The 14658-nt window shown below is 44.9% G+C and carries 10 protein-coding genes; all 10 read right to left on the bottom strand.

All coding sequences use genetic code 11. From position 1 onward, the window contains the following. Window positions 1-38 precede the first annotated feature (38 nt). Window positions 39-941: a GTPase Era gene (era, locus tag B5E53_RS00885; RefSeq protein WP_087311831.1), complete on the bottom strand. Its 903-nt coding sequence runs from the start codon at window positions 939-941 to the stop codon at window positions 39-41. 12 nt (window positions 942-953) lie between these two features. After that, on the bottom strand, window positions 954-3878 hold the full coding sequence (locus B5E53_RS00880) for an insulinase family protein (RefSeq protein ID WP_087311829.1): 2925 nt from the start codon (window positions 3876-3878) through the stop codon (window positions 954-956). Window positions 3879-4099: 221 nt separating this feature from the next. After that, window positions 4100-6274, bottom strand: coding sequence for a nucleoside hydrolase-like domain-containing protein (locus B5E53_RS00875; RefSeq protein ID WP_087311827.1), 2175 nt, complete (start codon window positions 6272-6274; stop codon window positions 4100-4102). A 199-nt stretch (window positions 6275-6473) separates the two neighbouring features. Continuing rightward, entirely contained in the window at window positions 6474-7979 is a 1506-nt protein-coding gene (locus B5E53_RS00870) for an ABC transporter substrate-binding protein (protein WP_087311825.1), read from the bottom strand. Then, entirely contained in the window at window positions 7976-9586 is a 1611-nt protein-coding gene (locus tag B5E53_RS00865) for a histidine kinase (protein WP_087311823.1), read from the bottom strand. The genes B5E53_RS00870 and B5E53_RS00865 overlap by 4 nt, the downstream gene beginning before the upstream one ends. Continuing rightward, window positions 9583-10311 (bottom strand): response regulator, encoded by a 729-nt coding sequence (locus B5E53_RS00860; RefSeq protein WP_087311821.1) that lies wholly within the window; start codon window positions 10309-10311, stop codon window positions 9583-9585. Before B5E53_RS00860 ends, B5E53_RS00865 begins: the two co-directional genes overlap by 4 nt. Before the next feature lie 348 nt (window positions 10312-10659). Then, a complete protein-coding gene (gene ilvC, locus B5E53_RS00855; protein WP_087311819.1) occupies window positions 10660-11679 on the bottom strand; it encodes a ketol-acid reductoisomerase in 1020 nt (339 codons plus the stop codon). Between the two features lie 228 nt (window positions 11680-11907). Next, window positions 11908-12402 carry an acetolactate synthase small subunit gene (ilvN, locus tag B5E53_RS00850; protein WP_087311817.1) on the bottom strand — a complete coding sequence of 165 codons (495 nt, stop codon included), beginning with the start codon at window positions 12400-12402 and terminating at the stop codon, window positions 11908-11910. 24 nt (window positions 12403-12426) lie between these two features. After that, a complete protein-coding gene (locus tag B5E53_RS00845) occupies window positions 12427-13560 on the bottom strand; it encodes an LCP family protein (protein WP_162611732.1) in 1134 nt (377 codons plus the stop codon). 102 nt (window positions 13561-13662) lie between these two features. Beyond that, window positions 13663-14574, bottom strand: coding sequence for a glycosyltransferase family 2 protein (locus tag B5E53_RS00840; RefSeq protein WP_087311813.1), 912 nt, complete (start codon window positions 14572-14574; stop codon window positions 13663-13665). Window positions 14575-14658 lie beyond the last annotated feature (84 nt).

Raw genomic sequence — 14658 nt, 5'->3', positions numbered from 1 at the left:
GTCGGACATCAGTGTCCGGCTACTTCTGCTGTTCTCCACTACAGCTCTTTCTTATTATATCCGTAGTTCTTCAGCAGAAGGTCGCTGTCTCTCCAGTCTTTCTTGACCTTGACCCACATTTTCAGGTTCACCTTCATATCCAGAAGATTCTCGATCTCCTGACGGGCCGTGGAACCGATTTCTTTGATCATGTCTCCCTTCTTGCCGATGATAATTCCTTTGTGTGAATCTCTCTCGCAGATGATGGTCGCCTCAATGTCCACGATATTTCCCTTCGGGCGGACCTTCATTCTCTCGATGACCACTGCAATGCCGTGAGGTATCTCCTGACTTAAAAGACGCAGCGCCTTTTCCCGGATCAGTTCCGCCACAATCTGTCTCTCCGGCTGGTCTGTCACGGTGTCCTCATCATAATACATCGGTCCTTCCGGAAGATATTTGAAAATGGTATTGATCAAATCCTGGGTGTTGGTCCCCTCCAGGGCGCTGACCGGAATCACTTCCGCAAAATCCACCTTGTCCTTATAGGCCACGATGGCTTTCAGGATATCCTCCTCTTTTGCCAGGTCCGTCTTATTGATCACCAGGAAGATCGGTGTTTTTACATTCTGCAGCTTCTCAATAATGTACTGTTCTCCGCCGCCGATAAAGGTGGTCGGCTCCACCAGCCACAGCACCAGATCCACCTCATTTAAGGTGCGCTCCGCTGCCATCAGCATGTAATCGCCCAGCTTGTTCTTTGCCTTGTTGATACCCGGCGTATCCAGAAAGACAATCTGTCCTTCCTCGCAGGTATAAACGGTCTGGATACGATTTCTCGTGGTCTGCGCCTTGCTGGAAGTGATGGCGATCTTCTGCCCGATCAGACGGTTCATCAAAGTGGATTTGCCCACATTCGGTCTCCCGATAATCGTTACAAATCCGGATTTAAATTTACTCATATATACTCCTCTCTACTGCATCAGCATCCGTGTATTCTCAAAGATATCCGCTTCCCGGATCTTCTTGTCATTTCCAATGGCGCAAACCGTGTCCGCTTCCATGAGCGCTTCCATGTACGGCGCCAGCGCACGGATACCTTCCTGTGTGGTATTTAATACCTGTTCTCTCTCTTTCTGGAGCATTGCCGGCGTGGTTCCGGTGAGATACCCCATGAAGGAACGGTCGCCGAGAGCCGATGGTTCCAGCGGCTGATCCATGGTGCTGATGGTGCCAATGATATACTTGGTCATATCCCGGTCGCTTACGTCAAAATTCCGCACATAATCCGCTGCATTTTTATAGACATCCATGGTGGCGGTCAGATGCGGATCCCTGTAGGACACCAGATAACCGTAACCATTTCTCGAAAAGCCGCACATACAACCATAGGCACCGCCGGTGACACGGATATTTACCCAGAGATAATCGTAGGAAAAAATAGTCTTTAATACCCGGAGAGCACCCGTGTAATCCTGTCCTTCTCTTTCAAATCGTCCGGCTGTGGCCACATACTGCACCTTGCTGGAAGTGCGGAAACCTTCGTTTAATTTCTGCATTTCCATCTTTGGGGCCGCCTTTACACACGGCATCACATAAAGTCTGTTTCCAAAACGGGAGAGATGTCCCTCCAGCAGATCTTTAAAGTTAAATTCTCCGGTCAGGCCCAAAATAAGATTTTCTTTTCGGAAAATGCACTGAGCCGCATGCACCAGATTTTCCATGAGTATCTCTTTTTTCTCCTCAAAATGATTGTCAAGATTCTTTACAAAATCATAGAAATCAATTCCCTCGGCAATTTCTTTATATTTCATCATCGGATCCACATAGGAAAGAGCCCGGTTGGCCGCATACACATGGCCGGAAGCCGGTATCCGGGTATCCATTTTGGTCCGGAGTTCGGAAATGATTTCTTTTAACCGTTTTTCATCCTGAAGTTTTGAGGTGAAAAGAATCTCCTCCATCAGTTCCATGCCGTCTGCCACCTGCTCGCCCAGACATTTCATCCGGATGCTGAAATACGGACGGAAACCATCTTTCTTCCACACCAGTGGATAGATACCGGTCTGGAAAGCGATTCCGCCAATTTTTAAATTAATCTCCGTGGCCAGATCATTATAGCTGTAGTGCTCCGTATCCACATAACGGTACAGCTCCACCAGAAGGGTCGCGTACGGAATCAGTTCTTTTGGAAGTTCTGTGGAATCAAAAGAGAAATCCAGATACACAATGCCGTTGGTGCGGTAATCATGAATGACGGTCGGGATTCCTCCGATGTTCATCTCTTTATTCCGGTACGGCAGCGCCTCCCTGGTGATATCAGAAAGCTTCAAAAGAGGAATCTTCATAAGTTCTTCCTGAGTGGACGGCGTCTCCTGAAATTCTTTCAGCTTTCTGGTCTGCTCGGTAAGATAATAAAGCTGTTTCTTATCCAGGGTTCCCTTAATGTGAGCCAGCTGACGTTTTAACTCAGCATCTGCCCTCTCATTCTTTCCCTTTTCCGGATACAGATTCACAAACGCTTTGTGTGTGTTATTCAGAAGATATTTCTTCACCAGCTCCTCAAAGTAACCGCTCTCCACCTTCTTTTTAAGGTTCGCCAGCGGTGTCAGCGTATCGCCCAGATCCATGGCGCGGCTGTCGTCATACAACCAGGTATTTAAAAAGTTCAGACCATAGATGAGCCCCTTCGGATAGCGTCCGAAATTTGCCTCCCGGTATTTGAACTCAAAATTGTTGATGGCCGAGTAAATGGCCTTCTTGTTCATACCGTTTTCCGCCTGTTCTGCCAGAGCCTTTTCCATAACTGCCTTAAACTGTTCTTCTTTTCCCTGCTGTACATTTTTTACGATCACAGAGAATACCGGCTGCTGAATACCGGCGTCCAGATAACTGTCCACATCTTTGCCGATCCCCGCGTCAATGAGCGCTTTCCTCACCGGAGCTCCCGGCATGGAGAACAGCACATATTCAAGAATCTGCAGGGCCAGCATCTCCTCGTTGTCGCAGCTTCTTCCGGTCACAGCGTTATAGCTCAAATAAATGCCCTCACCGCCGTCATCGTCATCCTCGGACACCGGATAGGTATCTTTCACGGTGACCGGTGCGGCAAACGGCTCCTGCAGCGCGATCTCCGAATGAACCTCTTTTCTCTCAAAATGACTTAAATATTCTTCATCGATGAACGCCAGCTCTCTGGCAAAATCTACATTTCCATATAAGTAAATGTAACTGTTGGACGAATGATAATATTTCCGGTGGAAATTCAGAAATCCTTCCCTGGTCAGCTCCGGAATCACATCCGGATCACCGCCTGACTCGTAGAAATACGGCGTATCTTTCAAAAGCGCCGCCTGAATCTTTCTCTGCAGAAGATCATCGGCTGAGGAGAACACGCCCTTCATCTCATTGTAAACCACACCGTTGAACTTCAGTTCCCCGTCGGCGCTGTCCAGCTCATAATGCCATCCTTCCTGTTTTAAAATCTCATCTCTTTGATAAATGTTCGGATAAAAAACTGCGTCCAGATATACATGCATCAGATTGTGATAATCCTGGTCATTGCAGCTGGCAATGGGATACACGGTCTTATCCGGATAGGTCATGGCATTTAAAAATGTATTGAGGGAACCCTTGGCCAGCTCCACAAACGGGTCCTTGGACGGGAACTTCGCAGAACCGCAGAGCACCGAGTGTTCCAGAATATGCGCCACTCCGGTATCATCCGCCGGCGGTGTCCGGAACGCAATACTGAACACCTTATTGGTATCGTCATTGTCGATGAGCAGCACTCTGGCTCCGGAACGTTTATGTTCCAGCACATACCCCTCCCCATGTAATTCTTCTATCTTTTTGCGCTCTTTAAGCACATAGCCTTTTAATTCTGAAATATTCAGCATATAAAACCTCCTGAATAGTTTTTCTTATAGTATCTGCAATACTTTTGTTATCATAACACAAACAGGCAAAAAAAGGTATCCCGAAAGTATCTTAAAATACTTTCGGGATACCCACCTGCTTTGAGAAGTCTGTCGTGCAGCACTTCTTCATCGCACATTCATTCTAAGAGGAATCCAGTTGTATGACTTATTATTGCTATGACTGATCCACAATGTCCCACTTATTCCACGGTGATGATCACCTGCTGATAATGGGTCAGAGTATGCTCGCCATCATCTTTTGCCTGAACGATCAGATGGATAGTATCGCCGCTTTCGGCATCTTCCGGAACAGTGAAGCTTACCATATCGGAAGCTGCGCCTTTTAAGGTGAATCCGGTATCGCCGGCATAAGTATCCGCATCGGCATAATGAGTCCAGTTCACAGTCACGTAATCCCCATCCGGGTCGGAGGCGATGGCTTTTAATTTCAGCTTCTCTCCTGCAGCTGCCGTCACATCCACGCCGCCTTCCACACTCAGCGCCGGCGCATGGTTGGCGTCATCATAATTGTCCGTGATACACCAGTCCGCTCTGGCAGAAAAGTCATTCTGAATATCGTCCACATATTTCCAGCTGGAAAGAATCGTAGCCGGATCATTCTCCTGCGGAGTTCCGCCGTCTCTTATGTATGTATCTTCCACCGGACTCCAGTAGTTGACCAAGACACCGTCTTTATTGGTTCTTGTGGTAGTTTTTTCCAATCTGCCGCTCCAGCCGCCGTAAGTGGAACTTTCCAGAGAACGAAGACCTGTGTCAAAGAGCATGAAGAATGTCGGAGAATCTCCCTCAGATAAGAAATCATATCTTTGATAGGCTCTTCTTCCCCACCAGTTTGTGCTGTCCAGCAGGTCCTCATTACATCCGAACTGGTCAGAGTCTCCTTCTCCTTCCAGATAAGTGCCGTCACCCCAGGTTACATAAAGATCCAGAAGCGCGCCATGGCCTTTTTCCAGATTCTTTAACATGTAGTCTGCTTTCAGGGTTGCCTTGCTGGCATCATCCGGTCTTGCACCCCACATATAAGCGTAAGCACCCATCTGATTGCTGTTCATGAATTTCAGATCCGGATACACATCCTGAATATAATATTCATAGGTATAATCCTGCTCGCCACAGGCAGAAATCACCACTTTATTGACCACTTTTTCATAGATGGCATCCCACTGATCTGTACCTTTATACTCTTCTTCGATATCCTTAAGCGCTCTGGCAATGGTATTGATGCCGCCCCATGCCTGAAGATACAGAGTTCTCTCATCGTCGTCGAGAATGGCTTTGCGAATCAGCTCGGAACCTTCTGTCGGTGCATCCATTTCACCTTCATAACCGATATTTCCAATTTTTGTGACACTTCTTAAGTAGTCCGGTGTCGGATAACTGCTGTCATGTTTTTTCAGATTGGAATACACTTCTTCATAGGCGTCCAGATATTCAAACATCCAGTCAGTGCCCGGCCAGCGTTTCTTTTCGCTGAATTTATGGCCTGTACTGCTCTTCATTATACCTGCAGTCGGACCCTCCGGTGTCTCTTTTCCGTCTACACCAATCCAGTGATGCTGAGAAGAACTCTGCACGATTCCCTGAATATCAATTTCATTGGAATACAGTAAAATATGAATCAGAGAATCCATATCATCCACTTCCGCATCCTGGGTGATGATTGTGCGCGGGCGGTTCTTTTTGGTCACAGTCACAGTAATCTCCGCTTTCTTTCCGCTGCCGTCTGTGGCTGCTGCCGTGATAACCGTCGTACCCTGAGCGATAGCGGTAATGACGCCTTTTTCGTCAACCACAGCTACATTTTCATCGGAAGATGTATACTGGATGGTCTTGTTAGAGGCATTGGACGGAAGAACAGTGATAGCCGGCTGCGCGTTTTCTCTCTCATTGAGCGTAAGATTACTCTTGTCTGCCTTCACTTCCGTTACTTTCACCTGCGGTGTCTGTGGCATCGATGGCGTTGTCGGTGTTGTCGGCGTAGTTGCTGCCGGTGCTGTTACAGTAATCTTACATTTGGCTTTTAAAGTCTTTTTTCCCACTTTTAATTTAGCAGTAACCGTGGCTTTTCCAGCCTTCTTTCCAGTAATCACGCCTTTCTTATTAACTTTGACCACCTTTTTGTTGGAAGATTTCCAGGTTACATTTTTCAGCGCTTTCTTCTTTGCCGTCTTTGGCATTACTTTCAGTTTTGATTTCAGTTTCTTTTTCTGTCCCACCTTGACGGTCAGTTTCTTTTTGGTAAATGTGATTTTTTTCGCCTGCTTTGCCGCTGCTTCCACATTCCCCCCCGGAACTGCCAGCGTCACAACCATAGCCGCAGCCATTCCCAATGATACAATACTTTTTCTTCTCATAGGTTCCCTCCTCGTTATTTTTGTATATTCAGCATAACAAAAACAAGTCAGAAATCCTATAAATAACCTGATATATCACAAAATAAATTTGATATCTTTTCTTTTTTGTGCATTTAGCACAATTTCATCCAATGCATATCTCTCATACAGATATTGCCATCCGGTGATCTGGCAACATTTCCAGTACATTTGGCACAATCTACTGATCTGTCCGCGCTTTCCAATACGCAAACTGCCTTCTCTCTTCCGCCAGCACATCGGAAAGTCCACTGGTATACATTTCTGCCAGCATCGTCTCCAGCCCTTCTTCCGGATTCACCAGACCATTTTCCAATATATTTTTATATTTGGAATAAATGTCACTTAAAGCGAAGTATTCCGTCATCACCGGGCTGATATCAAAATTAAACCCTATCTCACAGGACTGAATCGCTTCTTCATTAAATTTTCTCATATTTTCCCACAATGTCAGAGGATTTCCCTCCCATACGCCGGTTATGAACTGGTTGGGAACCTTCCAGGCATTGTTGATAAAAGGATTTCTCTTCTCCTCATCCACATAAGTAAAATGCCCGTCCTCCGTCTTTTTATAATGCACTCCTTCTACGCCATAAGACATCAGGTTCATAATATCCGGATCGGTATACATCAGATTCAGAAGCTCCATGGATTTTTTCTCCGACACAGTATTTTTAGTAATCACGTAGGGCATGGCCGCATAGGTATTAAAACTAACTGCCGTTTCTCCCAGCTGTACACATACCATCTCATATCCGGCGGCATTGGTATCCTGACTCTCAATTCCCGGTTTCCATTTTGTAGTGTAAGCAAAAATTTCTCCCTTTCTCACCCTGGCAAAAAGGCTTTCTGTCTGACCCAGCATATCCTCGTCAAGATATCCCTGCAGATACCATCTTCTAACCCGTTTCAACGCCTCAAAATATTCTTCAGTATCAAACAGATTAACTATCTTCTCGTCTCTGCCGTAATCCATGTGCACGCCGGGGCGGAAACTCCCCATCATGAGACTGGTAAAATACAGATTAGAAATCATGGTTCCTCCGCCGGAAACCAGCACAGATATATCCGGTTCTTTTTCTTTGATAAAAGCAAACACTTCTTCCAGCTGTTCCAAATTCTTTATATCCGCGGGATCAATATCATACTTGTCAAGGAGATCTTTTCGAAGCATAAATGCATTGGTTCCCGCCGCATAATCCCGGTTATTAGGCACGCCATAAATCTTTCCATTGATGGAACAGGCTTTTATCGCCATCTCTCCGGCTTCTTCCATGATTCCCTGACCATATTGTTCAAGAAGTTCATCCAGCGCCACCAGCTTCTCATTGATGTACGTCTCAATAAACATATTTCCGGAAGCCATCATAATATCGAGCTGTTCTTCTCCCGCCAGCATCAATGTAATCGTATTCCTATAATGATCCGCACGTACAAAAGACACTTCCACTCCTATTTTGTTACGGGTGATCGCATTAACCTCCCTCTCCATCTGTTCCATATCTTTGTCCGGAACATCTGAGTAGGGTACCGCCATCACAAGTTTTATGATATTTTTCTGATTCTGTTCCTGCTTTCGTACGTTTTCCGTAATATGTGTTTCGTTTCGATCCAACTCCGACAAAATAAAATAGCTACCACCAAATAAAAAGACCATACCTGCCAGGACAATGACAATCTTTTTCATTTTAAATCCCTTTCTTCCACCGTTTTCTCAACATTGACTCTCCGTTCTGGCAAAATCACTGTAATTACCGCTCCCTGTGTATCCGCATTCTCAAAACACAAAGAAGCCTGCTCTCCATACAGTATTTTCATACGCTGCATCAGATTTTTTATACCGATATGTTCTTGCTCCGGCAATCCTTCTCCTTCTTTCTCCACGAATCCATTCTCTCTGCTTCTCAGCTGAGTAAGAATTTCCTGTGTAAATCCTGCTCCATTATCCTGCACTCTCAGAAACACCTGATTCTTCTCTCTCTGAAGCCGTACCCAAATCAATATGAATAATGTCTCTTTCTGCTTCATCTGATGTTTTACCGCATTTTCCACAAAAGTCAGTATAGACATAGCCGGAACCAGAATATTTTCCATGTCTTCATCCATATAAATATCCAGTTTCAGTCGTTCTCCATATCTCATTTTCTGAATCTCATAATATCTTACGACCTGTTCTATCTCATTTTTCAATAGAATTTCTGTCTGAGTATTCAGGTAGCCCCGGGTAAATTTTCCCAGAGCGAGAGTCACTTTCTCCGCTTCTCTGTTTCTGTTAAGTAAAATCAAGTTGCGAATCAGACTGAGACAGTTGTTCAAAAAATGAGGATTGGTCTGTATCTGAAGAAATTGCAGCTGTGCCTGATTTTTCTTTCTCTCCTCTTCCAGAAACACTTTTGATAATGGATTTAATACCATTTCACTGGTCAGTACCAACACCAAAAACAAAGAAAATCCTCCCATAATCAAAATTACCGATACCGGTATAATCAACTGTACAGCTGCTTTAAAAGGGGAATCCTGTTTTTGCACATAGGACAAGGTTAGACCGCCTCGTCCATTCTGCGATTCAGAAAAAACTTCATAGGAAGTTCCTTCCATTTGTATTTTATGTCCTGTAATTTTCTTCACATGCAGCAATTTGTCTTGATTGAGAACTGTTCCTTTTTTATCACTAAGAAAATATATCCCCTCCTCCGGCCGTTTTTCTCCCTGCAGATCAGCAACCATATTTTCCGGCTTCAACCAGGCGCAATAGTAGATTTCTTTCCAATTCATCATTCGGAAAATATAGTATTCATTTTCCACCTCGGCAATCATCCATTCTGAGGGAGTGTCTGAATTCTCATAGCTGGAAACTAATTCTGCACAATGATTCTTTATTGCTGTATGATTTTCCGCAGATACATTTTCACTTTTAACACCAATATATGTTCTATCTCTTTTATCAAACAGAAACAGACCGTCTAAAAATCTGTATTTTCCTATTTCCTCTTTGAAGAATGTCCTCTTTTCCAACAGAGACAGATACCTGTCCAGTTCGCATCGTGGCTTTCGGATATTCTGAAGATCAACATCTTCGATATCCTGAGCAATCAGCATATCCTCAATATTTTCCATAGCCCTGTCTACTGTAATCATATACATCTGCAGATTTCTCTGATTATTCTGCCGGGTTCTCTGACGGTTGGCACTCATCAGCTGCAGATTAAATAGCAGTACAATGAGAATCATCACCAACACCAATCCGCCCACAATGACAAATAACCTTTTTTTCAATTCCACTAGTTTCTTCATCCTGCCGTCCTTGCATTCTGTCTGTATTGTTTGGGAGTCATTCCCGTCTCCCGCTTAAAATGTTTTGCGAAATAGGCGGTGTTAGAATAACCGGTGCTGGCTGCGATGTTGGAGATGGAGGTATCTGTGTAAATGAGCATCTTTTTTGCTTTGTCCATCCGTGTTTTTATGACGTAATCCTGAAAAGTGATTCCCGCCCACTCTTTAAAAATGTGCGACAGATAATCCGGATGAATGAAAAACTGCTCCGCCACCTCTGCCCTGGAAATTTCTCTGTGGCTGTTTTCCTTTATATATATTTTTGCTTTCTCCACAATCTTTTCTGCATTGAGCGTTTCCGTATCGCCCCGGAAGTCCGGTATCCTTCTGGCCGCCTTTTCCAGTGCCCGCATCAAATCTTCCTGTTCCACCGGTTTCAGAAGATAATCCACCGCTCCCAGACGCAATGCTTCTGTGGCGTAGGCAAATTCTGCGTGACCAGTGAGATAAATGACTTCCGCTTCTATTTCATGTTCCCGAATCCATCTGGTCAGCTCCAGTCCGCTTCCCTGAGGCATCTCAATATCGCACAGAATGACTGCCACCGGATATTTCTTCAATATCCCAACAGCTTCCGCCATATTCTGTGCCACATAGACAGCGGAATAAGGAAAGCGTTTTCTGTCAATCAACTTCTGAATAATTTCCGCTTCAAGGACTTCGTCATCTACAATTAATATATTCATGACATGCACTCCCCCTCCCTTACTTTTCTATTCTTAAATCATAGTATTTCACTTATATATAACAATATACAACTTTTCTTCTTCTGATTCATAGAACGATTCCGCTGAAAACTATAACGATTCAGACATGAAGTATCTTCTTTCCAGAAATCTCGCATACTCTTTTGGTCATGGGCCCTTCTCATGACGATATTTTCCGGTAAAAGAAAAAAGAGAGCTTTTCTTTACGAAAAACTCTCTTTTATATATCATTTATTCTGCAAGACTTATATGACTGATCTTCCGATGACTCTTTACGATGCCATTCTCTTCTGTCTCTCCCGAATCATCTGAAAACTACCGGAAATCTTAGTTGTTGATCAGTTTGTCTTCGTCGCTCCAGCTGTACAGCTTACGGATCTCTTCTCCGACTTTCTCTGATGGATGCTCAGCTGCAAGCTTTCTCATAGCTCTGAAGTGAACCTGTCCGCCTGCGCTGGACATATCTAATAAGAAGTCTTTCGCAAATGTTCCGTCCTGGATATCGGAAAGGATCTTCTTCATAGCTTTCTTAGTATCTTCTGTGACAATCTTAGGTCCGGTTATGTAATCACCATACTCAGCTGTGTTGGAAATGGAGTATCTCATTCCTGAGAAACCGGACTGATAAATCAGGTCTACGATCAGCTTCATCTCATGGATACATTCGAAGTAAGCGTTACGAGGATCATAACCTGCTTCACACAGTGTCTCAAAACCAGCCTGCATTAATGCACATACACCACCGCAAAGTACTGCCTGCTCACCAAAGAGGTCTGTCTCTGTCTCTGTACGGAATGTAGTCTCAAGAATACCCGCTCTTGCTCCGCCGATACCCTGACCATATGCCAGAGCCATCTCCAGTGCTTTTCCTGTGTAGTCCTGTTCAACAGCTACCAGACAAGGAGTACCTTTTCCAGCCTGATACTCGGAACGAACAGTATGACCTGGAGCCTTTGGAGCGATCATTGTAACGTCCACGTTAGCCGGTGGAACGATGCATCCAAAGTGAATGTTGAAACCATGAGCGAACATCAGCATGTTACCCTCTTCCAGGTTCGGCTCGATGCTCTCTTTGTAAAGCTGTGCCTGTTTCTCATCATTGATCAGAATCATGATGATATCAGCCTGTTTTGCAGCCTCTGCTGCTGTATAAACTTTGAATCCCTGTGCTTCTGCCTTTGCCCAGGATTTACTTCCTTCGTAAAGACCAATAATGACATCACAACCAGACTCTTTTAAGTTAAGTGCATGAGCATGTCCCTGGCTGCCGTAACCGATAATCGCAATCTTTTTTCCATCCAATAAGGATAAATCACAATCTTCCTGGTAAAAAATCTTTGCTGCCATTGTTATTCCTCCTAAATGTTTAAACAATATTTGCGAGCCATTCATCATATCACGCTAACACTTTAGCTTGATAAACAACCCGTCTGTTATAATACTCCTCTTTATATCAGAAATCAAGCTGTCTTGGCTAATTTTTTGAGATTTCTTTTTCTGTTTTGAAGAATCGCTCTCTTAATCCTGCAAAAATGAAGAATTCCTCTCCAAACTTTCCGTGACGGAATCCATCTTTTATCGTTTTAAAACACGCATTCCTCTTCCCAGTCCCGTAAGTCCGGTCCTGACCATCTCAAGCACTTCGTAGTCAGACATCAGGTTCAAAAATGCATCAAGCTTGCTCTGATTGCCCGTGAGCTCTATCATTACGGAATTCATGGAAACATCCACCAATTTTGCCCGGAATACATCAGCAATGGCAATGATATCCTGTTTCTCCTTTTTGTCCGCCATGACTTTGACCAGCACCAGCTCCCGGCACACGGATTCCTTATCATCAAGTACGATAATCTTGCGCACTTCTTCCAGTTTCTGGATCTGATTGCGGATCTGTTCCAGAATCTGGTCATCCCCGCTGACGGCCACTGTGATCCTCGTATATTTTGGACTGTCTGTCACGCCGGCAGACAAACTGTCAATGTTATATCCTCTGCGGCTGAACAAAGATGCCACCCGGGCGAGTACTCCCGGATTATTGTCCACCAGCAGAGAAAGTACTATCTGTTTCAATCCTCTCACTCCTTCAAATGTAAATTAATATGTGGAAATGCCCTCGGTCTTCTCCGGATAATATCCTTTAATGAAGTCGTCATTACCCACACCATATTCATCATTGATCTGCGGATCCTCTCCTGTTCCGAAAATGAAATACTGGAGCGCCTGCTTATTCGCTTCATAATCCACCTGCATTACCCAGGCTCCGGTACCGCCCAGACGTCCCTCTGTATAAGATCCCTCATACGGAATACGAAGCTGTTCGATCTCTGTGGTTCCCATGGTGATAACAGAAGTCATCAGGCTGCGGATCTGCTGTTCTGTCAAATCTGTCTTTACATACTTCAGCGCCTTCATGCAGATATTGGTGATGGTCATGATATTCTCGCTCTTTAACTGATTAAAGATAGCCATCAACACTTTTCTCTGACGGTCGGTACGTCCAAACTCACCGGAGACATCCTGACGGATACGGCAGTATGCCAGCGCCTGATATGGTGTCAGCAGATTGGAACCTGCCACGACATTCTTCTCTCCGTGTTTGGATGTGGCATAGGCAGTCTGAAGGAAATACGCTTCCGCCTCTGTCAAATCCATCTGTACGCCTCCCAGAAGATCCACCACTTCACGGAACGCTTCCATATCCACTTCCACATAGCCGTCAAGCTTAATGCCGAAGTTCTCAGCAATGGTCTCGTATTCCAGCTGCACGCCGCCGTAGGAATAAGCCGCATTGAACTTATGATATCCGTATCCCGGCACATCAATGTACATATCTCTCATCAGGGAAGTGAGCTTCAGTTTTCCGTTCTTTAAATCCACGGTGGCGATCATGGTCGTATCAGAACGGCCGGACTCCGTCTCATCAGCACGCTTATCGGCGCCGATCAGAAGAATATTGACCACATCCTGATCATATACCAGATCCGTCTCCACCACATCAGCATCTCTCAGAGCTGTCTCTGTATCTGTCTGAATGGTATTGGTGGCTGCTGTATAATAGGCCGCTGCCGCTCCGCCCAGCGCAGAAAATGAAAACAGCACCACAAGAAGAAGACAGACAATGACCTGCGCGATAATTCTGCGCTTTCTGCCACGACGTCTTCTCTTTTTGCCCTGTCCGTCTTCTTTGTCTATTGTACTCTCCAAGATGTTTTCCTGTTGATTATCCAAACTCTGTAACCTCCTATAGAATAATTTAGATAAACTCTTTTTATACATTATACTACTTTCTATGGGTTTGCAAGATAAAAATTCTTAAAATTCAGTGTTTTTCTACATTTTCCAGTAAGACGGATTTAAGGAAATTTTCAGAATCAGCCACCGGGGCAGATGTTTGTAATTCTGTCCCAGCTTATATCCCAGATACTTCATCCCGCTCTGCAGGATGATATGCGGAACCAGTGCAGCCCTTCCTTTTTTTATAAAATAAAGAAGTGTTGTCTTTACCAGCCGGATTCCTTCGGACTCTGATTTCACAGAGGTAAACAGGCCTCCGTAATCCACCTGCGAGACCGCCAGATCAAAATTCCGCTTCAGTTGTTCCACAGCGCTGTAATTATGCCAGTGCCACACCTTCGCATCCGCTTCATAGGCAATCTTCTTACCTGCCTCGATGAGCCTTGACGCAAAAATCATGTCTTCATTAAATATCGTATGCAGTGGAAAACCTCCCATGGCGTCATAGACAGATTTTCTGTAAGCCGCACAGACATTGGAACAGAAAAATGTCTTGATCCCCAGTATCGGCAGATCTTCTTTTGACTTGATCCGGCTCTCTTTCGGATAATTGAAGGTCCGGGTATAGGCTTCCACCGGATTATCCTTCCAGTCTGCCATCTGCCTCCCGTATGCCGCACAGACCTCCGGGTCCTCAAATGGTTTTGTAAGATTCTCCAGCAGATACTCGTCGGCAGGTATGGCATCCTGTGTGAGCAGCACGATGATATCTCCGTCACACATGGCCGCTGCCCGGTTTCTTGTACCGCCGTGGTCAAATTCCGATTTTTTTATATGAACAATCTCTCCCTGGGGCAGTTTACCAAACTCTTTGCTGTGAAACAGAGATTCTTCTGTATTGATCAAAAGGATGCGGTCCGGCTGCAGAGTCTGCCGCCGAAGCATCCGAAGATTCTTCTCCAGTTTTTCATCTGGCTTATAGGTAGGAATAATTACATCGATCTTCATGTTCCGTCCTCCTTGTAAAGCGGTTATACCGGCTGCCGGCATAACTGCGGCCGACCGTATCCGGCGGGGCCTTCCCCTGTTTTT

It is taken from the genome of Eubacterium sp. An11, assembly GCF_002161065.1.
Classification (GTDB): Bacteria; Bacillota; Clostridia; order Lachnospirales; family Lachnospiraceae; genus Anaerobutyricum; species Anaerobutyricum faecale.
This window is presented reverse-complemented; position numbering and strand designations above follow the sequence as displayed.